General features: G+C 68.2%; 21 protein-coding genes. 14 read left to right on the forward strand and 7 right to left on the reverse strand.

Annotated features, from left to right (window positions below; genetic code table 11):
• Positions 1–17 precede the first annotated feature (17 nt).
• The 4 genes from hemW to rph all read right to left on the reverse strand — a co-directional run bounded on the left by hemW (position 18) and on the right by rph (position 2,983).
• The gene (gene hemW, locus HEP75_RS04665; protein ID WP_185825615.1) at positions 18–1,175 is read right to left on the reverse strand and encodes a radical SAM family heme chaperone HemW; all 1,158 of its coding nucleotides are present in this window, start codon (positions 1,173–1,175) and stop codon (positions 18–20) included.
• A 103-nt stretch (positions 1,176–1,278) separates the two neighbouring features.
• The gene (gene rdgB, locus HEP75_RS04670; RefSeq protein WP_185822338.1) at positions 1,279–1,872 is read right to left on the reverse strand and encodes an RdgB/HAM1 family non-canonical purine NTP pyrophosphatase; all 594 of its coding nucleotides are present in this window, start codon (positions 1,870–1,872) and stop codon (positions 1,279–1,281) included.
• Entirely contained in the window at positions 1,869–2,261 is a 393-nt protein-coding gene (locus HEP75_RS04675; protein WP_185825616.1) for a VOC family protein, read from the reverse strand. The genes rdgB and HEP75_RS04675 overlap by 4 nt, the downstream gene beginning before the upstream one ends.
• A complete protein-coding gene (rph, locus tag HEP75_RS04680) occupies positions 2,258–2,983 on the reverse strand; it encodes a ribonuclease PH (protein ID WP_046981340.1) in 726 nt (241 codons plus the stop codon). The genes HEP75_RS04675 and rph overlap by 4 nt, the downstream gene beginning before the upstream one ends.
• A gap of 109 nt (positions 2,984–3,092) precedes the next feature.
• Here rph and HEP75_RS04685 point away from each other — a divergent pair, with 109 nt between their 5' ends.
• From HEP75_RS04685 to HEP75_RS04725, 9 genes are all read left to right on the forward strand, one after another.
• The gene (locus HEP75_RS04685) at positions 3,093–3,953 is read left to right on the forward strand and encodes a YicC/YloC family endoribonuclease (protein ID WP_185822339.1); all 861 of its coding nucleotides are present in this window, start codon (positions 3,093–3,095) and stop codon (positions 3,951–3,953) included.
• 150 nt (positions 3,954–4,103) lie between these two features.
• Positions 4,104–4,733, forward strand: coding sequence for a guanylate kinase (gene gmk, locus HEP75_RS04690; protein WP_185815388.1), 630 nt, complete (start codon positions 4,104–4,106; stop codon positions 4,731–4,733).
• A gap of 112 nt (positions 4,734–4,845) precedes the next feature.
• Positions 4,846–5,145 (forward strand): DNA-directed RNA polymerase subunit omega, encoded by a 300-nt coding sequence (rpoZ, locus tag HEP75_RS04695; protein ID WP_003470812.1) that lies wholly within the window; start codon positions 4,846–4,848, stop codon positions 5,143–5,145.
• 101 nt (positions 5,146–5,246) lie between these two features.
• A complete protein-coding gene (locus HEP75_RS04700; protein WP_179566931.1) occupies positions 5,247–7,418 on the forward strand; it encodes a bifunctional (p)ppGpp synthetase/guanosine-3',5'-bis(diphosphate) 3'-pyrophosphohydrolase in 2,172 nt (723 codons plus the stop codon).
• Between the two features lie 301 nt (positions 7,419–7,719).
• Complete coding sequence (locus tag HEP75_RS04705) at positions 7,720–8,103, forward strand: RidA family protein (RefSeq protein WP_185825617.1); 384 nt, start codon at positions 7,720–7,722, stop codon at positions 8,101–8,103.
• 9 nt (positions 8,104–8,112) lie between these two features.
• Entirely contained in the window at positions 8,113–10,269 is a 2,157-nt protein-coding gene (gene recG, locus HEP75_RS04710; protein ID WP_185825618.1) for an ATP-dependent DNA helicase RecG, read from the forward strand.
• A 145-nt stretch (positions 10,270–10,414) separates the two neighbouring features.
• Positions 10,415–11,353, forward strand: coding sequence for a nucleoside hydrolase (locus HEP75_RS04715; protein ID WP_185822341.1), 939 nt, complete (start codon positions 10,415–10,417; stop codon positions 11,351–11,353).
• A gap of 160 nt (positions 11,354–11,513) precedes the next feature.
• Positions 11,514–11,756: a type B 50S ribosomal protein L31 gene (locus HEP75_RS04720; protein ID WP_046977672.1), complete on the forward strand. Its 243-nt coding sequence runs from the start codon at positions 11,514–11,516 to the stop codon at positions 11,754–11,756.
• Positions 11,757–12,044: 288 nt separating this feature from the next.
• Positions 12,045–13,334 carry a citrate synthase gene (locus HEP75_RS04725; RefSeq protein ID WP_185815393.1) on the forward strand — a complete coding sequence of 430 codons (1,290 nt, stop codon included), beginning with the start codon at positions 12,045–12,047 and terminating at the stop codon, positions 13,332–13,334.
• Between the two features lie 375 nt (positions 13,335–13,709).
• Here HEP75_RS04725 and HEP75_RS04730 read toward each other — a convergent pair whose 3' ends face one another.
• The 3 genes from HEP75_RS04730 to HEP75_RS04740 all read right to left on the reverse strand — a co-directional run bounded on the left by HEP75_RS04730 (position 13,710) and on the right by HEP75_RS04740 (position 17,870).
• On the reverse strand, positions 13,710–14,528 hold the full coding sequence (locus HEP75_RS04730; protein WP_185825619.1) for a DUF4375 domain-containing protein: 819 nt from the start codon (positions 14,526–14,528) through the stop codon (positions 13,710–13,712).
• A 55-nt stretch (positions 14,529–14,583) separates the two neighbouring features.
• Positions 14,584–15,231, reverse strand: coding sequence for a hypothetical protein (locus HEP75_RS04735; protein WP_185815395.1), 648 nt, complete (start codon positions 15,229–15,231; stop codon positions 14,584–14,586).
• Positions 15,232–15,440: 209 nt separating this feature from the next.
• Complete coding sequence (locus tag HEP75_RS04740; RefSeq protein WP_185825620.1) at positions 15,441–17,870, reverse strand: penicillin-binding protein 1A; 2,430 nt, start codon at positions 17,868–17,870, stop codon at positions 15,441–15,443.
• A gap of 217 nt (positions 17,871–18,087) precedes the next feature.
• Here HEP75_RS04740 and HEP75_RS04745 point away from each other — a divergent pair, with 217 nt between their 5' ends.
• The 5 genes from HEP75_RS04745 to HEP75_RS04765 are packed head-to-tail and all read left to right on the forward strand — an operon-like array spanning position 18,088 to position 23,051.
• Entirely contained in the window at positions 18,088–19,146 is a 1,059-nt protein-coding gene (locus tag HEP75_RS04745) for a pilus assembly protein PilM (protein WP_343203498.1), read from the forward strand.
• Positions 19,146–19,922: a PilN domain-containing protein gene (locus HEP75_RS04750; RefSeq protein WP_185825621.1), complete on the forward strand. Its 777-nt coding sequence runs from the start codon at positions 19,146–19,148 to the stop codon at positions 19,920–19,922. Before HEP75_RS04745 ends, HEP75_RS04750 begins: the two co-directional genes overlap by 1 nt.
• A complete protein-coding gene (locus HEP75_RS04755) occupies positions 19,919–20,593 on the forward strand; it encodes a type 4a pilus biogenesis protein PilO (protein WP_185815399.1) in 675 nt (224 codons plus the stop codon). The genes HEP75_RS04750 and HEP75_RS04755 overlap by 4 nt, the downstream gene beginning before the upstream one ends.
• Positions 20,590–21,129: a pilus assembly protein PilP gene (locus HEP75_RS04760; protein ID WP_185815400.1), complete on the forward strand. Its 540-nt coding sequence runs from the start codon at positions 20,590–20,592 to the stop codon at positions 21,127–21,129. The genes HEP75_RS04755 and HEP75_RS04760 overlap by 4 nt, the downstream gene beginning before the upstream one ends.
• Before the next feature lie 20 nt (positions 21,130–21,149).
• Entirely contained in the window at positions 21,150–23,051 is a 1,902-nt protein-coding gene (locus HEP75_RS04765; RefSeq protein WP_185825622.1) for a type IV pilus secretin PilQ family protein, read from the forward strand.
• Positions 23,052–23,206: the final 155 nt, after the last annotated feature.

Raw genomic sequence — 23,206 nt, forward strand, 5'->3', positions numbered from 1 at the left:
CGGCCTGGCGCAGCATTTCAGAGCATGAACAGGGCGACCACGTCGTTGGTGAAGCGCCGTCCCAGTTCGGTCGGCAGCGCATGCCCGGATTCCACATGCAGCCAGCCCCGCGCCTGTGCCTGGGCCAGCGCCGGAGCGATCGTCTCCGGTTCCAGGCCGGTGCGCACGGCGAAGTCGCGCAACGCGAACCCCTGGTTCAGGCGCAGCGCATTGAGCATGTATTCGAACGGACGCCGCTCGGCGCCGATCCAGTCGTCGCCGCCGATCGCCGCCGGGGTGCCGGCGGCGGCCAGGAACGCCTGCGGATGCTTGGTCTTCCAGCGCCGCAGGATGTTCTGCTCGGCGCCGGAGCTGATCTTGCCGTGGGCGCCGGCGCCGATGCCCAGGTAGTCGCCGAACTTCCAGTAGTTGAGGTTGTGCGCGCACTGGTAGCCGTCGCGGGCGTAGGCGCTGACTTCGTACTGGGCGTAGCCGGCCGCGGCCAGCAGCGCCTGGCAGTGCTCCTGCATGTCCCAGGCGTCGTCGTCCTCGGGAATGCCCTGCGGCGGGCGCGCGGCGAATACCGTGTTCGGTTCCAGGGTCAGCTGGTAATGGCTGATGTGGGTGGGCTGCAGCGCCAGCGCGCGCGCGATGTCGCTCTCCGCCCCGGCCAGGGTCTGCTGCGGCAGCGCGTACATCAGGTCCAGATTGAAGTTGGCGTAGCCGGCGTCCTGCGCCAGCTTCACCGCGCGCTCGGCATCGGCGCTGTCGTGGATCCGGCCCAGGCGCTGCAGCGCGGCGTCGTCGAAGCTCTGGATGCCGAAGCTGAGCCGGTTGACCCCGGCCGCCAGGTAGCGGTCGAAGCGCCCGTGCTCGGCGGTGCCCGGGTTGGTCTCCAGGGTGATTTCCAGGTTCGGCGCGAAGCGCAGGCGCGCGCTGGCCGCCTGCAGAAAACGGTCGATCGCCTCGGCCGGAAACAGGCTGGGGGTGCCGCCGCCGAAGAACACGGTCTGTACGGTGCGGCCCCAGACCAGCGGCAGGTCCTGGTCCAGATCGCGGATCAGCGCGTCCACGTAGTCGTCGAACGGCAGCGCGCCCTTGGCCGCATGCGAGTTGAAATCGCAGTACGGGCATTTGCGCACGCACCAGGGCAGGTGCACGTACAGCGACAGCGGGGGCGGGATCAGCGGCGGCATCAGGCGGGCAGTGTAGGGCGGTGGGCTGGCGCGGCGGCGTATGCGCGCCGCTGTGGCGGGGACTGCGTCTTGAAAGCGACCGGCTGCGCCAGCGCAGCGGCCGCTACAGCGACGCCAGCCGCTGCTTCAGCAGCGCCAGCGCCTGGCCGCGGTGGCTGATCCGGTTCTTCAGCGCCAGCGGCATCTGCGCCGCGCTCTGGCCGTGGTCCGGATCGAAGAACACCGGATCGTAGCCATGGCCGCCGTCGCCGGCGCGCGCATGCAGGATGCGCCCGCGCCAGCGGCCTTCCACCAGCAGCGGTTGCGGGTCTTCGGCATGCCGCAGCAGCACCAGCACGCAATAGAAATGCGCGGTGCGCTGCGCGTCGGGGACATCGCGCAGTGCGTGCAGCAGCTTGTCGATGTTGGCCGCGGCATTGCCGTGTTCGCCGGCATAGCGCGCCGAGTACAGCCCGGGCGCGCCGCGCAGCGCGTCCACGCAGATGCCCGAGTCGTCGGCCAGCGCTGGCAGGCCGGTGACCTGGGCCGCGTGGCGCGCCTTCAGCAGCGCGTTCTCGACGAAGGTCAGGCCGGTCTCGTCGGCATCGCGCACGCCGAGCGTGGACTGCGCGACCAGGTCGATGCCGGCGCCGTCGAGCAGCGCATGCAGTTCTTCGAGCTTGCCGGCATTGCTGCTGGCCAGGACCAGGGTCTTCATTGCTTGGGTTCCAGCAGGTCCCACTTGGTGCCGTACAGGTCGCGGAACACCGCGACCGTGCCATAGGGTTCCGCGCGCGGGGATTCGAGGAACTCCACGCCCTGCGCCAGCATCGCGGCGTGGTCGCGGGCGAAATCGTCGGTGTACAGGAAGTGGTCCACGCGCCCGCCGGTCTGGTCGCCGATCCGCGCGCGCTGCGCGTCGTCGCCGGGTTCGGCCAGCAGCAGCGCGGCATCGTCGCTGCCGCCCGGGCCGACCACCACCCAGCGCTTACCGTCGCCGAGCGCCACGTCCTGCAGCAGGGCGAAACCGAGCTTGCCGGTGTACCAGGCGATCGCCGCGTCGTAGTCGGCCACGACCAGCGTGGTCAGCGCGATCCGCCGCTTCACCGCGCCAGCGCCTCGCGCTGGGCGGCAAGCAGTTGGCCGATGCCGGTTTCGGCCAATGCCAGCAGCGCATCCAGTTCGTCGCGGCGGAACGCGTGGCCTTCGGCGGTGCCCTGGATTTCGATGAAGCCGCCACCGTCGTTCATCACCACGTTCATGTCGGTGTCGCAGTCGCTGTCCTCGGCGTAGTCCAGATCCAGCACCGGCGTGCCGCGGTAGACGCCGACCGAGACCGCGGCGACCGCGCCGAGCACCACCGGCTTCTTCAGGTCGCCGCGCTTCTGCAGCCAGTTCACCGCGTCCATCAGCGCCACGTAGGCGCCGGTGATGGCCGCGGTGCGGGTGCCGCCGTCGGCCTGCAGCACGTCGCAGTCCAGCGTGATGGTGCGCTCGCCCAGTGCATTGCGGTCCACGCAGGCGCGCAGCGCGCGCCCGATCAGGCGCTGGATTTCCAGCGTGCGCCCGCCCTGCTTGCCGCGCGCGGCCTCGCGGTCGGAACGCGAATGGGTGGCGCGCGGCAGCATGCCGTATTCGGCGGTGACCCAGCCTTCGCCCTTGCCGCGCAGGAAGCCCGGGACCCGGTTCTCCACGCTGGCGGTGCACAGCACGCGGGTGTCGCCGAAGCTGACCAGCACCGAGCCTTCGGCGTGACGGGTGAAGGCGCGTTCGATGCGCACCGGGCGCAGTTGATCGGCCGTGCGGCCACTGGGACGGGAAAAGGACATGGGGATCGATCCGGAGGTGTCGTGAGGGCCGGGCGCGGCAGCGGGCCGGGCCGTGGGAGCTGAGAGGCGCTAGGTTACCATTCGCGCTTTGCACGCACCGGAACAGCACATGATCCGCAGCATGACCGCCTTCGCCGGCGCCGAGCGCATCACTCCCTGGGGCACGCTGGGCTGCGAACTGCGCTCGGTCAACCACCGTTTCCTGGAAGTGGGCGTGCGCCTGCCGGAAGAGCTGCGCGCGCTGGAGCCGCAGTTGCGCGAGCGCCTGGCCGCCCGCGTCAGCCGCGGCAAGCTGGACCTGATGCTGCGCCTGCGCGCGCCCGACGCCGCGCAGTCGCTGGCGGTGAACGAGCCGCTGGTCGAACAGCTGGCGGTGCTCGCGCAACGGCTCGGCGCGCGCTTCCCGCAGCTGCAGGTGCAGTTCGCAGACCTGCTGCAGCTGCCCGGCGTGCTGCAGGGGCAGGCGGTCGACCCGGCCGCGCTGCAGGCGCAGGCGCTGGAGCTGCTGGACGAGGTGGTGGCCGAGTTCGTCGCCGCGCGCGAGCGCGAGGGCGGCAAGCTGGCCGCGGCCATCGTCGAGCGGGTCGATGCGGTCGAGCGCGTCGCCGCCGAGGTGAAGCAGCTGATTCCGGCCATCCGCGAGGGCCAGCGGACCAAGCTGGCCGCGCGCCTGGCCGACCTGCCGCATCCGGTCGATCCGGGCCGTGCCGAGCAGGAACTGGTGCTGTGGCTGCAGAAACTCGATGTGGACGAGGAACTGGACCGGCTCGACAGCCACATCAAGGAGATCCGCCGCGTGCTGCGCCAGCCCGAGCCGGCCGGCCGGCGCCTGGATTTCCTGATGCAGGAATTCAATCGCGAGGCCAACACCCTGGGCTCCAAGTCGGTGGACAGCCGCACCTCCAACGCGGCGGTGGAGCTGAAGGTGCTGATCGACCAGATCCGCGAGCAGGTGCAGAACCTGGAGTAGCCGGATTGGGGATTCGGGATTGGGGATTGGCACAGCGGATCCGGCGTCGGCCGGGGCGCGCTCAATACCGGGTAGCATATTGTCCCCGTGGGTGCTGGCCCGCGGCCCTGTTCGCGAATCCCGATTCCCCAATCCCGACTCCCTGATCCTATGCGCGGCACTCTCTATATCGTTGCGGCGCCTTCCGGCGCCGGCAAGAGCAGCATCGTCAACGCCACGTTGGCGCGCGATCCGCAGATCGCGCTGTCGATCTCGTTCACCTCGCGCGCGCCGCGGCCGGGCGAGCGCCATGCCGAGCACTATCACTTCGTGTCCGCCGACGAGTTCCAGGGCATGATCGATGCCGGCGACTTCTTCGAGTACGCCCGCGTCCACGGCGACTGGAAGGGCACCGCGCGGCAATCGGTGGAGCCGCAGCTGGCCGCCGGCCACGACGTGCTGCTGGAGATCGACTGGCAGGGCGCGCGCCAGGTGCGGGCCAAGGTGCCCGACGCGGTCAGCGTGTTCATCCTGCCGCCGTCGCGGGCGGCGCTGGAGCAGCGCATGCGCAAGCGCGGCCAGGACAGCGAGGCGGTGATCGCGCAGCGGCTGGCCGCGGCGCGCGAGGAGATGTCGCACTACGCCGACTTCGACTACGTGATCGTCAACGAGGACTTCGACACCGCGGTGGGCGAGATGTGCGCGATCTTCGTCGCCAGCCGCCTGCGGCGCCTGCCGCAACAGCAGCGGCATGCCGATCTGATCGCGGCGCTGCTCGACCAGGATCAGGCAACTGGCTGATTCCAAAGGAAACTGAATGACAGCGGGTTGATTTCAGCCGGCCCGCGCCCTACAATCGCCGCCCTTTCCCTCATTCGAGCGCGTGGCCGTCACCGGCCCGCCGGGAGCCCGCATGGCCCGCATCACCGTAGAAGATTGCCTGGAAGTCGTTAACAACCGTTTCGAACTGGTCATGATGGCGTCCAAGCGCGCCCGCCAGCTCGCCAACGGCGTGCAGGCCACCCTCGACAACACCGAATCGGCCGACAAGCCGACGGTGCTGGCGCTGCGCGAGATCGCCGCGCGCAAGATCGACAACGCGCTGATCGACGAAGTCGAGAAGTCCGAGCGCGAGCGTGCCGAGCGCGAAGCGCTGGAGTGGGCCGCGGCCGAGGTCGTCGCCGACGAAGACATGTCCAAGAACGACGACTGACCGCGTCACCGCGCTCGGAACGTCTGCCGAACAGCCCGCATCCGCGGGCTGTTTCGTTTTGCGGGTTTGCCGTCCTCGCGCCGCTGGCATAGTCTTCGCGCATGAACCCAGGCCCTTCTGCCCAGGTCGCCACCGCCGCGCCATCGCCGGCCAACGAGGCGATCCCCGACTACGTTCTGCAACTCGAACGCAGCGCCAGCTATCTGCCGGCCGAGCAGATCCCGCTGCTGCGGCGCGCGTGGGAAGTGGGCGCGGCCGCGCATGCCGGGCAGACCCGCAAGTCGGGCGAGCCCTACATCACCCATCCGGTGGCGGTGGCCGGGGTGCTGGCCGAGCTCGGCCTGGACGTGGAGGCGCTGATCGCGGCGATCCTGCACGACACCATCGAAGACACGCCACTGACCCGCGCCGAACTGGCCGCCGAATTCGGCGAGGCGGTGGCCGAACTGGTCGATGGCGTCACCAAGCTGGACAAGCTGAAGTTCCGCGACCGCCAGGAAGCGGCGGCCGAGAGCTTCCGCAAGATGCTGCTGGCGATGTCGCGCGACCTGCGCGTGATCATGATCAAGCTCGCCGACCGCCTGCACAACATGCGCACGCTCGGCGCGCAGAGCGCCGAGGCGCGCAGCCGCATCGCCCGCGAGACGCTGGAGATCTACGCGCCGATCGCGCAGCGCCTGGGCATGAGCCTGATGAAGTCCGAGCTGCAGAACCTCGGCTTCCGCGCGCTGCATCCGTGGCGCCACGCGATCATCGAAAAGCACATCCGCAGCCAGCCGGTGGTGCGCCGCGAGTCGATGGCGCAGGTGGAGGTGCAGCTGTCGCAGCGGCTGGCCAAGGAGGGGCTGGAGCACCGCCTGGTCAGCCGGATCAAGACCCCGTGGAGCATCTACAACAAGATGCGCGACGAGAACAAATCCTTCGACCAGGTGATGGACGTGTTCGGCTTCCGCCTGGTGGTGCGCGGGGTGCCGGACTGCTACCACGCGCTGGGCGCGGTGCACGCCACGTTCAAGCCGCTGGACGCGCGCTTCCGCGACTTCATCGCCATTCCCAAGGCCAACGGCTACCAGTCGCTGCACACGGTGCTGTTCGGCCCCTACGGCTCGCCGATCGAAGTGCAGATCCGCACCGAGGAAATGGACCTGATCGCCGAGCGCGGCGTGGCCGCGCACTGGACCTACAAGTTCGGCGGCGATTCGCCCAACAGCGCGCAGAGCCGCGCGCATGCGTGGATCGTCGAATTGATCGAATCGCAGCGCGCCGCCGGTTCGTCGCTGGAATTCCTCGACAACGTCAAGGTCGACCTGTTCCCGGACGAGGTCTACCTGTTCACCCCGAAGGGCAAGATCCTGGCGCTGCCGCGCAATTCCACCGCGCTGGATTTCGCCTATGCGGTGCATACCGACGTCGGCAACCGCGCGGTGGCGTCGCGGGTGGACAAGAAGCTGGTGCCGCTGCGCACCAAGCTGGTCAGCGGGCAGACCGTGGAAGTGATCACCGCGCGTTCGGCCACGCCCAAGCCGCAGTGGCTGGAGTTCGTGGTCAGCAGCAAGGCGCGCACCGCGATCCGCCATCAGCTCAAGCAACTCGAGCACGAGGACGCGGTGCAGCTCGGCCACCGCATGCTCGACCGCGCGCTGGAGGCGATGGACAGCGCGCTGGAGCGGCTGCCGAAGGGGCGTCTGGACTCGTTCCTCAGCGAGCACCGCTATCCGCGCCTGGAGGCGCTGCTGGCCGACATCGCGCTGGGCAACTGGATGCCGAACCAGGCCGCGCAGGCGCTGATGGCCTATGCGGAACTGCGCGGCGGCGGCCTGTCCAAGCATTCGCAGGAAAAGATCCTGATCAACGGCACCGAGCGCGGCGTGGTCAGCTTCGCCAACTGCTGCCAGCCGATTCCCGGCGACGAGATCATGGGTTACCACACCGCCGGCAAGGGCATCGTCGTGCACCGGCTGGATTGCCCGAACCTGGCCGAACTGCGCAAGTCGCCGGAGCGCTGGGTGCCGATCGGCTGGGACACCAGCGTCATCGGCGACTACGACACCGCATTGGTGGTGGACGTGGAGAACCGCACCGGCGTGCTGGCGCAGCTGGCCGCGGCGATCGCGCAGAGCCAGTCCAACATCGAGCGCGTGGACTACCTGGACCGCGACTTCAACGCCGCGGTGCTGCGCTTCAATATCCAGGTGCGCGACCGCAACCACCTGGCCGAAGTGATGCGCCGGTTGCGGCGGCTGACGGCGGTGCAGAGTGTGCGGCGCCAGTAGGGGTGGGCCGGGATTGGGGATTCGGGATTGGGGATTCGCAAGTGCGCGCCAGCTGCGCTTTTGTAGGAGGGGCTTCAGCCCCGACGCCTTGCCGATAAAGCGTCGGGGCTGAAGCCCCTCCTACAGGAGGCGGTTGCGCCGCAGCGCGCAAAAAGCGCCTTTTTGCATCAAGCCGCTTGACAGCGATTTGCCCCGGGGCAGCATCCTGCCGTCCCGAGTCCCGAGTCCCGAGTCCCGAGTCCCGAGTCCCGAGTCCCGAGTCCCGAGTAAAATACCCATTCCCTTTTCCGTTGGAGCAGCCATGTCCCGCCAGATCATCCACACCGAGCAGGCGCCGGCCGCGATCGGCCCGTATTCGCAGGCGGTGCGCGCCGGCAACACGGTGTATTTCTCCGGGCAGATCCCGCTGGATCCGGCCACCGGTGAGGTCGTGCCGGGCGATGTCGGCGCGCAGGCACGCCGCGCCTTCGACAACCTCAAGGCGGTGGCCGAGGCGGCCGGCGGTTCGCTCGACCGGATCGTGCGGCTGGGCCTGTACCTGACCGACCTGTCGCAGTTCGCCCAGGTCAATGCGGTGATGCAGGACTATTTCCAGGCGCCGTTCCCCGCGCGTTCCACCATCGAAGTGTCCGGCCTGCCGAAAGGCGTCGGCTTCGAGGTCGATGCGGTGATGGTGCTCGACTGACCATCGCCCGTGCCGCGCGTGCAGGTTCCGGCGCCGGCGCTGTCGGCGGCAGGCGAGGCGCCGTTGTCGGCGCTGCCGGGCGTCGGCCCGAAGGTCGCCGAGAAGTTCGCCGCGCGCGGCCTGCTGACCCTGCAGGACCTGTGGCTGCACCTGCCGCTGCGCTATGAGGACCGCACCCGGCTAACCCCGGTGGCGGCGCTGCAGCCGGGCGTGCCGGCGCAGGTCGAAGTACGGGTGGAGGCGGTGGATCGCGGTTTCCGCTACCGGCCGATGCTGCGCGTGGCGGTGGCCGACGACTCGCGCGCCACCCTGGTGCTGCGCTTCTTCCAGTTCCGCGCCGCGCAGGTGGCGCAGTTCGCGGTCGGCGCGCGGCTGCGCGCGTTCGGCACGCCCAAGCCGGGCCAGCACGGCCTGGAGATCGTGCATCCGAGTTACCAGATCCTCGCTGGCGATGACCTCGCAGGTCTGGACGACAGCCTGGACCCGGTGTATCCGGCGGTCGAAGGCATCGGCCCGGCGACGCTGCGCAAGCTGATCGGGCAGGCGCTGGACCGGCTGCCCGACGAAGCGTCGCTGGAGCTGCTGCCGGCCGCGATGCTGGCCGAACTGGGGCTGCCGTCGCTGCGCAGCGCGCTGCTGATCGCGCACCGGCCGCCGCCGCAGGCCGATCTGGGCGCGCTCGCCGCCGGCCTGCATCCGGCGCAGCAGCGGCTGGCGCTGGAAGAATTGCTTGCCCACCATCTGAGCCTGCGCCGCCAGCGCATCGCGCTGCAGCGGCAGCGTTCGCCGTCGTTGCGCGGGCGCGGCCTGCTGGCCAAGCGCCTGCAGCAGTCGTTGCCGTTCCAGCTCACCGGCGCGCAGCAGCGGGTGTTCGCGCAGATCCGCGCCGACCTGGAAAAACCCTCGCCGATGCTGCGCCTGGTGCAGGGCGACGTCGGCAGCGGCAAGACCGTGGTCGCGGCGCTGGCGGCGATGCTGGCGGTGGACAAGGGCAAGCAGGCTGCGCTGGCGGCGCCGACCGAATTGCTCGCCGAGCAGCACCTGGCGAACCTGCGTGCTTGGCTGGAGCCGCTGGGCATCCGCGTCGCCTGGCTGGCCGGCAAGGTCACCGGCAAGGCGCGCGCCGCGGTGCTGGCGCAGATCGCCTCGGGCGAGGCGCAGGTGGTGGTCGGCACGCACGCGCTGATGCAGGCGGCCGTGGCGTTCCACGACCTGGCCCTGGCCATCGTCGACGAGCAGCACCGTTTCGGCGTGCACCAGCGCCTGGCGCTGCGCGACAAGGGCGCCACCGGTGCGGGCGTGCCGCACCAGTTGGTGATGACCGCCACCCCGATCCCGCGCACGCTGGCGATGGCCGCGTACGCGGACCTGGACGTGTCGGCGATCGACGAGTTGCCGCCCGGGCGCACCCCGGTGCAGACCATCGTGCTCAGTGCCGAGCGCCGCCCGGAGCTGGTGCAGCGCATCCGCGTGGCCTGCGCCGAAGGCCGCCAGGCGTACTGGGTGTGCACCTTGATCGACGAAGCCGAGGACAGCGACAAGCCGGCGCAGGGGCAGGGCGGCGGCGCGGGCAACCGCATCGATGCCAGCGCCGCGCAGGCCACCTACGACGCCTTGTCGGCGCAACTGCCGGAACTGAAGGTGGGCCTGGTGCACGGGCGCATGAAGGGCGCCGAGAAGCAGGCGGCGATGCGCGCGTTCAAGCAGGGCGAGATCGACCTGCTGGTCGCCACCACGGTCATCGAGGTCGGCGTGGACGTGCCCAATGCCTCGCTGATGATCATCGAGAACGCCGAGCGCCTGGGCCTGGCGCAGCTGCACCAGCTGCGCGGCCGGGTCGGGCGCGGCGCGGCCGCGTCGAGCTGCGTGCTGATGTACCAGGCGCCGTTGTCGGCGATGGCGCGGCAGCGGCTGCAGACCATGCGCCAGACCAACGACGGCTTCGTCATCGCCGAGAAGGACCTGGAACTGCGCGGCCCCGGCGAGTTGCTCGGCACCCGCCAGACCGGCCTGGCCGCGTTCCGCGTCGCCGACCTGGCGCGCGACGCCGGCCTGCTGCCGCGGGTGCATGCGCTGGCCGAACGGCTGCTGGCCGAATCGCCGGGGCTGGCCGATGGCATCGTCGCGCGCTGGGTCGGCGGCGCGGCGCGGTTCGCGGGAGCTTAGTCGTGGCTGGCGCCACGGCTGGGATTCGGGATTCGGGATTGGGGATTGGGGATTGGGGATGCGCCAGAGCCGTGGAAGCCCGGCTTTCCACGGCCGCGCCGCGGTGCCAGACTCGGCGGCCGAACGGACTGACGAAGAATCACGCATGAGCGACAAGATTCCCCTGTTGATCGACACCGATCCCGGCGTGGACGATGCCCTGGCCCTGCTGATGGCCTTCGCCGACGAGCGCCACGCCGTGGTCGGCCTGACCATTGCCGCCGGCAACGTCGGCCTGCAGCACACCGTGCGCAATGCGCTGAAGCTGTGCGAAGTGGCTGGGCGCGAGGACGTGCCGGTGTTCGCCGGCTGCGCCGATCCGCTGCTGCATCCGGCGGTGGACGCCGCCCACGTGCACGGCCTGGACGGTTTCGGCGATGTCGGCCTGGCGCCGGCGGCGCGCGGCGCCGAGTCCGAGCATGCGGCGCTGGCGATCCTGCGCCTGTCGCACCAGTACGCCGGCGCGCTGCTGCTGGTCGCGCTCGGTCCGCTGACCAACATCGCGCTGGCGCTGAAGCTGGATCCGACCTTGCCGCAGCGGGTACGCCGTTTCGTGGTGATGGGCGGGGCGATCACCTGCCACGGCAACATCACCCCGGCCGCCGAGTTCAACATCGCCTTCGATCCGGAAGCGGCGCACATCGTGTTTTCCGGGTTCCCGCACATCGAGGTCGCCGACTGGGAGGCCACCGTCGCGCATGGCCTGCCGCACCGCGAGGTCGAGCAGTGGCTGGCCGCGGATGCCGACAAGGCGCGCTTCTACGAGGAGATCTCGCGCAAGACCCGGCTGTGGTCGGAGGATTCGCGCGGCGAGCACTGGTATGCCGCCGATGCGCTGGCGATGGCCTGGGCGCTGCAGCCCGAGGGCGCGCTGGAGGTGCAGTCGCGGCCGCTGCAGGTCGAACTGGCCGGGGTCCACAGCCGCGGCGCCACGCTGGTCGACTGGAACCGCCAGCTGGGCCTGGCCGACAACGCGGCCATGCTGATCCGCTACGACCAGGCCCGTTTCCAGGCGCTGGCGCGCGCGGCGGTGGGCGCCGGCTGAGCCCGGCAGGCGGCGGCCCGGGCGCGGGCCGCCGTGGTCGGGGCCGCTGCGTCGACACCTTGGCGGCGGACGTGAATTCGGCGCAAGTTGTTCTTGCGTGCAGGCCGGGTGAGTTGCTATAGTTTCCCTCTTGTCCAGCAGCCCCCTACGGTGCGAGCCCATGAAGGCCGACATCCATCCCAAGTACCACAATGTCGTGTTTCACGACGTCACCTCCGATTTCAAGATCCTGACCCGTTCGACCATGTCCTCGAAGGACAAGGTCAAGTGGGAGGACGGCGAAGAATATCCGCTGGTCAAGGTCGAAATTTCCTCGGCTTCGCACCCGTTCTATACGGGCAAGCACAAGGTCATCGACACCAGCGGCCGCATCGACAAGTTCCAGAAGCGCTACGCGCGCTGATCGAGCGGTCGAAGTGATGAAGAAGGCCGCGCCCTGCGCGGCTTTCTTTTTTGGCGTCCCCGATGCATCGATTCCCGGCCGTGATGTCGGCGTAGATTCTCCCGTCCTGGCGACGGCGAGGATGCAACGCTGTGTCGCTGTCGCACCCTCGCTCTACGACTTCAGTACGAGCGACTACTCAAATGTTGCTGTGCGATAATGGCGCGATCCGTGGTAATTGCCGTGGACTTCCTTCACGCGTCTGTTCGCAAAGTACGGACAGGCGCCTTCCACTGAGGAGCGCACACTGTGTCCGATCTTGATCAGGTCACGCTGAATGCCGGCGACAAGTCGGTCGTTCTGCCGGTACTCAAACCCACCTTGGGCAACGATTGCGTCGACATTTCCAAGTTGACCAAAGAAACCGGTCTGTTCACCTACGACTCGGGCTTCACCGCGACCGCCAGCTGCAAGTCGGCGATCACCTACATCGACGGCGACAACGGCGTGCTGCTGTACCGCGGCTACCCGATCGAGCAGCTGGCCGAGAAGTCCAACTTCCTCGAAGTGGCCTACCTGCTGATGAACGGCGAGCTGCCCACCGCCGACGAATTCAAGACCTTCGACCACGAAGTGACGCATCACACGATGATGCATGAGTCGCTGAAGAACTTCCTCGGCGGCTTCCGCCACGACGCGCACCCGATGGCGATGATGGCCGGTACCGTGGCCTCGCTGTCGGCGTTCTACCACGACACGCTGGACCTCAACGATCCGGAACAGCGGCGCCTGGCCGCGATCCGCCTGATCGCCAAGGTGCCGACGATCGCCGCCGCGGCGCACCGCTATTCGATCGGCTGGCCGATCCGCTACCCGCGCAACAACCTCGGCTACGTCGACCGCTTCCTGCACATGATGTTCGAAGTGCCGAGCGAGCAGCTGGAGATGAATCCGGTCGTGGCCAAGGCGCTGGACCTGCTGTTCATCCTGCACGCCGACCATGAGCAGAACGCCTCGACCTCGACCGTGCGTCTGGTCGGTTCCACCGGCGCCAATCCGTACGCTTCCGTCGCCGCGGGCATCACCGCGCTGTGGGGCCCGGCGCACGGCGGCGCCAACGAAGCCGTGCTGAAGATGCTGGAAGAGATCGGCACCGCCGACAACGTCGAGAGCGCCGTGGCCAAGGCCAAGGACAAGAACTCGAGCTTCCGCCTGATGGGCTTCGGCCACCGCGTCTACAAGAACTTCGATCCGCGCGCCAAGATCATCCGCGAGATGACCCACAAGGTGCTGGGCGAACTGGGCGTCAACGATCCGCTGCTGGAAGTGGCGCTGAAGCTGGAAGAGGCCGCGCTGAAGGACGACTACTTCGTGCAGCGCAAGCTGTACCCGAACGTCGACTTCTACTCGGGCATCATCTACAAGGCGCTGAACATTCCGGTGGAGATGTTCACCGTGATGTTCGCCATCGCGCGCACCGCGGGTTGGGTGTCGCATTGGCTGGAACAGCAGGTCGATCCGGAAATGAAGATCGGCCGTCCGCGCCAGATCTACACCGGCTACGACAAGCGCGACTACAAGGCCGACGGCCAGCGCTGAGTGCGCTGCCGCTGTTCTGTCGCAATCGAACGCCCCGCTTTGCGGGGCGTTTTTTATGGGCTGACCACAGGGCGGCTGCCTTTCCGGAGGCCTCGCGTCGCGGCTGATGATCTTAGGCCGCCCCGAGTCGCTCCCACAAACATGTATGCATTCACCGCGCTGAAGCGCTTTTCATGTGGGAAGGGTTTCAGTCCCGACAGTATCTGCAGCCGGAAGGTCTGCCGCTTCGTTCGTCGCGGCTGAAGCCGCTCCTACAGAGACTCGCGGCCAACTCACTGGATGCACTGTGGGAGGGACTTCAGTCCCGACGCTTTTCCGCAGCCGCGCCGCGACGCTGGCCGGATTCGGAATTCGAATTCATTGCCGAGAAGCCCGCTAATGCTCGGCCGGCACTTCGATCTGCGCCACCAGCGCATGGCTGTCGGCGTCGTGCATGCGCGCGATGCCGTCGAGGTCGAGCAGGTAGAAGTGGCCGCGGTCGGTCAGGAAATGCCAGGCCAGCACCTGGCTGCCGTTGTGTTGGTGGCTGGGGTCGCCGGCGGTGATGCGGTCCAGCGTGTGCCCGCTGTCGGCGCACAGGCGGCGGATCAGTTTCATGTAGCGCGGCTCGTTTTGCAGCGCTGCGGCGATGCGTTCGAGGCGATCGGGCAGGGCGGCGCCACGGCGCTCGACCTCGGCCTGCATCTGCTCGATCGACAGCGCCACCAACCGCGGATGCGCGCGCAGCCAGGCCGAATTCAGGGCGATCAGGTCTTCCTCTTCGGCCAGCGCGAAGAACGCATCGCCATGCCGGTCGAGCGCGTCACGCGCGGGGTTGTCGCCGAAGTACTCGCCGTCCATGAATGCCTGCAGCGTGTCCTCGTCCATCTGTTCGAGCAGCGCGCGGCTGGCCGCGTACAGCGCTGCATGCCGCGGCGCCTGCATCGCCTGCAGGCCGCGTCCGACCTGGTCCAGTACCAGCGGATCGGCGTTGCAGTTGTAGACGAACTGGGCGAAGCCGCCGTTTTCCACCTGCGCCACGTAGAAGTCGACGTAGTAGCTGCACATCGCATCGGCGGCGATCTCGTGCGGACGCAGCCACTGGTCGAGCTGGGCGTTGATGAAGCTGATGTTGGACTGGATCGGCGCGTACGCGTCGTCGCTGGCGAGACTGTTGCGCGAGACGACGATGGCGTCGGGCGGAATGGCGGGCATGCAACGGGGTCCGTTGGCGGAAAGGAATCGGTGCGACGGCGCGGCGCGCGGGCGCTCAGCGGCGCTGCTGGTAGTCGGCGATGTCCTGCTCGGTCAGCAGCTGCCGCAACTGGCTTTCCGAGGCGCGCCGCATCGGCTTCTCGTCGACCTGCGACAGCGGCGCCTGGCGCAGCGCGTCGTAGGGCAGCACGGTCAGGTCGAAGGTCAGCTCTTCGGCGGCGAACAGCCAAACCGGGAAGTCCTCGCTGCGTTCGCGGTCCAGGCGCAGCCGGCGCGTGCGCGATTCGGCCGGGATCCGGTGTTCTTCGAGGAAGCGCGCCACCGCGTCGGCGTCGTCGCTGTGCAGGTGCAACTGCACCGGGCTGTTGCCATCGGCAGTGCCGTCGTGCACCGGGCCGACCAGGCGCGGCGCGAAGCCATGCAGGAAGTCCATCGCGCGCAACGCGGCCTCGCGGCGCAGGCGCAGGCCGCCGGCGTGGTCGGGTCCGGCGAACAGGCGCTGGTACTCGCGCAGCGCATCCTCGATCTCGCGGTTGCGCGGCAGCGAGGCGTCGTCGTGGATGCCGAGCCGCTCGGCGGCCTTCAGCTTGGCCTGGTGGAAGTCGCGGATGCCGCCTTCGGCCATCAGCCGGGCGGCTTCGTGGGCCAGCCGGCGGCGGCGTTCGTGCGTGCGGGTCTGGGCATGTTGCCGAGCGTGGTGCATGGGCCGCCTCCCTCAAAGCCTGCCCCGACTGTACAACAGCGCGGTGACATCGGCATGCAGCGCGATCGACGCGCCGGACAGCCGCTGCAGTCCGCTCGGCCGGCCTCTGCGACGCGGCATCGCCTCGTGGCGATTCCGCCAGCCATCGCCGCCTCGGCACCGGGACCCGCCGCGTTCCCGAGTCCCCGGTCCCGAGTCCCGAACGTCGATCAGAAAATATCGAACGCCGCGTCGTCGGTCTTCTGGTCCTGCAGGCCGTAGTCGAACTCCTGGATGCGATCCATGTCCTCGACCTTGACCCATTCGGTGGCGCCGTTTAGCGTGGCCTGGACCATGCCGGCCGGCGGGTCGTTGCTGGCGATCGGCTTGTCCTTCAGCGCCACGCGCATGTATTCGATCCAGATCGGCAGCGCCGCCTTGCCGCCGTACTCGCGGTAGCCGAGCGAACGGAAATCGTCGCGGCCGACCCACACGGTGGTCACGTACGGGCCGCCGAAGCCGGAGAACCAGGCGTCGCGGTGGTCGTTGGTGGAGCCGGTCTTGCCGCCGATGTCCGCACGCCCCAGCACCTTGGCCGGCGTGCCGGTACCGCGCTGGACCACGTCGCGCATCATCGAGACCAACTGATAGGCGGTGCGCTCGTCGATCGCGCGCGGCGCCACCTTGGCTTCGGGGTCGGTCGCCGGCGCAGTCTCGGCCGGGGTCGCTGCGGCGGTGGCCGCAGGCTTGGGTGCCGGCGGCGGCGCCGCACTGCCGAAGTTGAAGCCGTCGACGACCTGGCTGGCCGGAGTGGCGACACCGCCGACGCTGCCGCAGCTGCGGCAGGCGGTGGGCGGATGCTCCTGGAACAGCACGTTGCCGTCGCGGTCGGTGACCTTGTCGATGATCCAGGTGTCCACCCGCGAGCCGCCATTGGCGAACACCGCATAGCCGCGCGCCACCGACAGCGGGGTCAGCGAGGCGGTACCCAGCGACATCGACAGGTTGGGCGGCAGCTCGGCCTCCTGGAAGCCGAACTGGCTGATGTATTTGCGCGCGAAGTCCACGCCGATGCTGTCGAGCAGGCGCACCGAGACCAGGTTGCGCGACTGCACCAGCGCCTCGCGCAGGCGCATCGGGCCGCGGAAGCCGCCGCCGTCGTTCTGCGGCGACCAGGTCTTGCCGCGGCGGTCGCGGAACACCACCGGCGCATCGAGCACGATCGAGGCCGGATTGAAGCCCTTCTCGAACGCGGCCGCATACAGGAACGGCTTGAAGCTGGAACCCGGCTGGCGCCGCGCCTGGGTGGCGCGGTTGAACTTGTTGCCGGCATAGCTGAAGCCGCCGACCAGGGCGCGCAGCGCGCCGTTGTTGGCGTCCAGCGAGACCAGCGCCGACTGCCCGCGCGGCAGCTGGGTGACTTCCCACTCGCCCGGCTTGTCGCCGGCCTGGATCCGCACCAGGTCGCCGCGCTTGAGCAGGGTGGCGGGGCTGCGCCCGGTCCAGCGGCTGGAGGCGACCGGCAACACCAGTTCGGTCTTGTTGGCCAGCACCACGCTGGCACTGCCGTCGCTGCCGGTGGCGGCGACGATGCTCGGCAGCATCCCGCCCTGCGCATTGATCCCGGCCAGGTGGCTGGCCAGCGCGGCCGCGTCGGCATCGGCGGCGACGTCGAAATGCTTCTCCACGCCATTCCAGCCATGGCGGCGGTCGTAGATCACCAGGCCCTGGCGCACCGCGTGGTTGGCCGCGGCCTGTAGCTCGGGGTCGATGGTGGTGGTGACGTGGTAGCCCTTGTCGAGCACGTCGCCGCCGAAGCGGGCGATCATTTCCTGGCGCACCAGCTCGGCCACGTAGGGCGACTCGACCTCGACCGGGCGCTCGTGCGGGGTCGCGTGCATCGGCACCGCCTTGGCCGCGTCGGCCTCGGCCTGGGTGACGAAGCCCAGCGCGGCCATGCGGCTGAGCACGTAGTTGTCGCGGCGCTGCTTGGCGCGCTCGGGGTTGCTGATCGGGTTGCCGCTGGACGGGAACTTGGGAATGCTGGACAGCGAGGCCATCTCGTCCAGGCTCAGTTCGTTGAGCTTCTTGCCGTAGTAGTACTCGGCCGCGGCGGCGACGCCGTAGGCGCGGTTGCCGAAGAAGCTCTTGTTGAGGTACAGCTCGAAGATCTCGTCCTTGCTCAGCTCGGCCTCGATCTTGCGCGCCAGCAGGATCTCGGCCAGCTTGCGGGTATAGCTGTATTCGGAGCTCAGGAAGAACTGGCGGGCGACCTGCTGGGTGATGGTCGAGCCGCCCGGCACGCGCTTGTCGCTGGTGGTGGCCAGCAGCCACACCGCGCGGGCGATGCCTTTGTAGTCGACCCCGCCGTGCTGGTAGAAACGGGCGTCCTCGGTGGCCAGGAACGCCTGCTTCAGCCGTTCCGGCACGTCCTTCATGGTGATCGGATAGCGCCGCGTCTCGCCGAACAGGGCCATCAGCTTGCCATCGCTGGCATAGACGTACATGGGCTCCTGCAGCTCCACCTGACGCAGCGTCTGCACGTCGGGAAGCTTGGAGGAAACGACGTAATACAGCCCGCCGGCGGCGGCTGCTCCGATCAGGGCGAGGACGACGAACGTGACCAGCGCCCAGCGCAGCCAACGACGAAAACGGGGCATCGAGAGAGATTCCGATTGCAGATTTCTTGGGCGCAGAGTATAGAGTACGCCGGGGAAAGGCTGGGGCCGATTCCGGGGATGCGACCGGTTTGCTGCCATGGGATACGTTGTGACGTAGGTCGCGACATGTCTGCGGCGGTTGCCATTTGCAAAAAATTTGTTATTAATGCGTGGGCGCAGCATTGCCGTCCAAGTGCCCGTCGGCAGGGGAAAATCCGTGGGGCTTATTCCAAAGAGTCAGCAACCGCTGATCGGTATCGACATCAGTTCGACCGCGGTCAAGCTGTTGCAGCTGTCCCGTAGCGGCAACCGGTTCCGCGTAGAGCACTACGCCGTGGAACCCTTGCCGCCCAACGCCGTGGTCGAGAAGAACATCGTCGAGGTCGAGGCCGTGGGCGAGGCGATCCGCCGCGCCGTGACCCGTTCCGGCACCCGCGCCAAGCATGCCGCCGCGGCGGTGGCCGGCTCGGCGGTGATCACCAAGCTGATCCCGATGCCGGCCGAGCTCGACGAGAACGAGTTGGAAGCGCAGGTCGAGCTGGAGGCGGTCAACTACATCCCGTACCCGATCGACGAAGTGAACCTGGATTTCGAGGTGCTGGGGATCATCCCCAACAATCCGGAAATGGTGCAGGTGCTGCTGGCCGCGTCGCGCTCGGAGAACGTCGAGCTGCGCCAGTCGGCGCTGGAGCTCGGCGGCCTGGTCGCCAAGGTCATGGACGTGGAGGCCTTCGCGGTCGAGAACGCGTTCGCATTGGTCGCCAGCGAGCTGCCGGTGGCGGCCGACGGCGTCGTCGCCCTGGTCGACATCGGCGCCACCATGACCACGCTCAACGTGCTGCGTGGCGGACGCAGCCTGTACAGCCGCGAACAGGTGTTCGGCGGCAAGCAGCTGACCGACGAAGTGATGCGCCGCTACGGCCTGACCTACGAGGAAGCCGGCATGGCCAAGCGCCAGGGCGGGCTGCCGGAAAGCTACGAAATCGAGGTGCTGGAGCCGTTCAAGGAAGCCACGGTGCAGCAGATCAGCCGCCTGCTGCAGTTCTTCTACGCCGGCAGCGAATTCAATCGGGTCGACCATATCGTGCTGGCCGGCGGTTGCGCGGCGCTGGCCGGGCTGCCGGAGATGGTCGAGGAACAATTGGGAGTGGCGACCGTGGTCGCCAACCCGCTGGCGCAGATGACCCTGGGGCCGAAGGTCCAGGCGCACGCGCTGGCCCAGGACGCACCGGCGCTGATGATCGCCACCGGCCTGGCTCTGAGGAGCTTCGACTGATGGCAAAAATCAATCTGCTGCCCTGGCGGGCGGAGCGGCGCAAGCAGCGCGAGCGCGAGTTCTACGCGATGCTGGGCTTCGCCGCGCTGGCCGGCGTGCTGCTGGCGCTGCTGATCTGGTTCTACTACGACCGCCAGATCACCGGGCAGAACGAGCGCAATGCCTACCTGCAGACCGAGATCGACAAGGTCAAGGCGCAGAACAAGGAAATCGACAAGCTCGACGAGCAGAAGCGGCGCCTGCTGGCGCGCAAGCGGGTCATCGAGGAACTGCAGGCCAAGCGCTCGCAGATGGTGCACCTGTTCGATTCGCTGGTGCGCACGATCCCCGACGGCGTGGTGCTGACCGCGGTCAAGCAGGAAGGCGACATCCTGACCCTGGAAGGGCGCTCGCAATCCAATGCACGAGTCAGCGCCTACATGCGCAACCTCGAGGGCTCGGGCTGGATGACCAATCCGGAGCTGTCGGTGATCGAAGCCAAGGCGCAGGAGAAGGAGGTCAAGGGGCCGATCGTCGACGCCAAGGCCTTGCCGTACGTGTTCACCCTCAAGGTCAAGCTGCCGGTACCGGGCGATGCCGCGGACGCCATGCCTGACGCTGCCGCGCCGGCGCCAGGCGCGCCTGCCGCAGCTCCGGCTCCGGGCGCCGCCGCGCCGGCACCCGCTGCCGTTCCCGCGCCTGCCGCACCGTCTGCACCGACCGCACCCGCGACGCCGCCGGCCGCCGCGCCGGCGCCGCCAGCCGCCACGCCAGCGCAACAGGGACCGGCGTCATGAGCAAGAAATTCAACGTAAAAGACCTGGACTTCAACAATCTCGGCAACTGGCCGCAGCAGGCCAAGATCGGCTTCTGCGTGCTGGTCACGCTGTTCATCCTGATCCTGTCCTGGTTCCTGCTGCTCAGCGACAAGCGCGACGAGCTGGGAACGTTGGAGCAGAAGGAAACCGAACTGCGCGCTTCGTTCGAGAAGGAGCAGAGCCGTGCGGTCAATCTCGAGCCGCTGAGGCAGCAGCTGGCGCAGATGGAGCAGGTGCTGCAACAGATGCTGCGGCAGCTGCCGAGCAAGACCGAAATGCCGGACCTGATCATCGACATCTCGCAGACAGCGTTGTCCAGCGGCCTGGCCAACGAACTGTTCCAGCCGGGCCCGGAGTCGCCGAAGGAGTTTTACGCGGAGAAGCCGATCGCGCTGCGCATGGTCGGCAGCTATCACCAGTTCGGCGCCTTCGTCAGCGGCGTGGCGTCGCTGCCGCGGGTGGTGATCCTGACCATGCACGACATCAATCTCAAGCCCAAGGACAAGAAGGTCGGCATCACCGCGCGCGGTGAGCTGGAGCTGTCCGGCACGGTCAAGACCTACCGCTACCTGGACGACAAGGAGATGGCGGATCAGGAAAAGGCGGCGGCTGCGGCGAAGAAGGGTTCCAAGCAAGGCGGTGGCGCATGAAGCGGCGGACCAGGGCATTCAAGTGCTTGGCGGGGCTGGCGCTGGTGGCGCTGCTCGGCGGTTGCGGCCGTAGCGTGACCAATGGCCCGGGCGAAACGTCGAACCTGGAGAACTGGGTCAAGGAAGTGCGCGCGCGGCCAGCGCAGCCGCTGGAGCCGCTGCCGGTGATGCAGCAGTTCGAGACCTTCGAATATGCGGCGCAGGGCCTGCGCGATCCGTTCAGCGACGCCTGGACGAGTCCGGACGGCAACAACGGGCTGCGTCCGGATCCGAACCGGCGCAAGGAGCCGCTGGAGCAGTTCCCGCTGGACGGCCTGAAGATGGTCGGCACGCTGGGCAACGGGGCGGGCCTGGTGGCGCTGGTGATGGCGCCGGACAAGGTGACGTATCGGGTCCGTCCCGGCATCTACATGGGGCAGAGCGATGGCCGCGTGACCGGGGTGCACGAGGATCGCATCGATTTGATTGAACTGGTGCCGGATGGCGCTGGCGGTTGGCTGGAACGTCCGGCTGCCGTGGCGCTGGACGATCAATGATTGATTATGGGGATAGCACGATGACTTTTTCCAAAGCCCTGAGCCTGCGTCCCATCCGGCGCCACGCGACGGTGCGGCTACGCGCATTGGGGTTGGCGGCGCTGCTGGGGAGTTCGGCCGCGATGGGCGCGGCGCTGGCGGCGACGCCTGCGGCGGGTCCGGCGCAGGCGACAGCGCAGGCACCGGCCAAGCTCACGGTGTCGAAGATCGACTTCAAGCGCGGCGACGGCGATGCGGGGCGGCTGATCCTGCACTTCAGCGGCGCCGGCGCCAGTCCCGACTTGCGCACCCAGGGCAACACCGTGGTGGTCGATGTCGGCAACGCCGCGTTGCCGGCGGAGTTGCAGCATCCGCTCAACGTCACCGATTTCGCCACTCCGGTACAGCGCATCGACGCCAAGCCGTACGCCGGCGGCGCGCAGCTGGTGCTGAGCACCAATGGCGCGTTCGAGTCGATGGCCTACCAGTCCGGGAACGAATATGTGGTGGAGATTTCGCCGCGGACCTCGGCGCCGGCGGTGGGCGCGGTCAGCGCGGCCACGGTCAGCCAGGCGGCGGCGCAGGTCGCCGCGCGCGGCTATAGCGGCCGCCCGGTGACGTTCAACTTCCAGGACGTGCCGGTGCGCACCGTGCTGCAGCTGATCGCCGAGGAATCCAACCTCAACATCGTCGCCTCCGACACCGTGCAGGGCAGCGTCACTCTGCGCCTGGTCAACGTGCCGTGGGACCAGGCGCTGGACATCGTGCTGCGCGCCAAGGGCCTGGACAAGCGCCGCGACGGCGCCGTGGTCTGGGTCGCGCCGCAGCAGGAGCTGGCCAAGTTCGAGCAGGACAAGGAAGACGCGCGGATCGCGATCGAGAACCGCGAGGACCTGAGCACCGACTACATCCAGATCAACTACCACAGCGCCAGCACGATCTTCAAAGCGCTGACCGAGGCCAAGGGGATCGGCGGCGGCTCCGGTGGCGGAGGCGGTGGCGGCGGCGGTAGCGGCCAGACCGACAACGGCTTCCTGTCGCCGCGCGGGCGCATCGTCGCCGACGAGCGCACCAACACGCTGATGATCAGCGACATTCCGAAGAAGATCGCGCAGATGCGCGAGCTGATCAATGTCATCGACCGTCCGGTCGACCAGGTGCTGATCGAGGGCCGCATCGTCATCGCGACCGATACCTTCGCCCGCGATCTGGGCGCCAAGTTCGGCATCGGCGGCACCCATACCTACGGCGACAACACCGCTACCGTCGGCAGCGGGGCGGCGGGCGGCGGCAGCGCGGCCACGCGCGGGCTCAACGTCGATCTGAGCGGTCCCAGCCTCACCAGTGCGACGACCTTGCCGAGCCTGGCCTATACGCTGCTCGGATCCAACTTCAACTTGGATCTGGAGCTGTCGGCGCTGCAGGAAGAGGGCCGTGGCGAAGTCATCTCCAACCCTCGCATCGTCACTTCCAACCAGCGCGAAGCGGTGATCAAGCAAGGTAAGGAAATCGGCTACGTCACCATCACCGGCGGTACCGGCGGGACTGCGGCGACGCCGAACGTGCAGTTCAAGGAAGTGCTGTTGGAACTGAAGGTCACCCCGACCATCACCGACGACAATCGCGTCTTCCTGAACATGAACGTGAAGAAGGACGAGGTCGAGCGCTTCGTGGTGCTGGATAACTACGGCACGGTCCCGGAAATCAACCGCCGCGAGATCAATACCGCAGTGCTGGTGGACGACGGCCAGACCGTGGTGATCGGCGGCGTGTACGAGTTCAGCGACCGCAACAGCATTTCCAAGGTGCCGTTCCTGGGCGATATCCCGTTCCTGGGCAATCTGTTCAAGAAGCGCGGCCGCAGCAAGAGCAAGGCCGAGCTGCTGATCTTCGTGACCCCGAAGGTGATGCGCGTGGCCAAGCGCGCGCCTGCCGCCGGCTGACGCGCCGGCCTTGCCGAACGACGGCGCACAGGCCAGCATCGCGGCGGTATCGAGACGGGAGAAGCATCTGCTTCTCCCGTCGTCGTTTGTGCCGGCGGATGAGGCAAATCTGAATTTGCGGCCGATTGTTGCGCTGGACGCAGAACCATTTCACC

Source organism: Xanthomonas sp. SI (assembly GCF_014236855.1).
Classification (GTDB): domain Bacteria; phylum Pseudomonadota; class Gammaproteobacteria; order Xanthomonadales; family Xanthomonadaceae; genus Xanthomonas_A.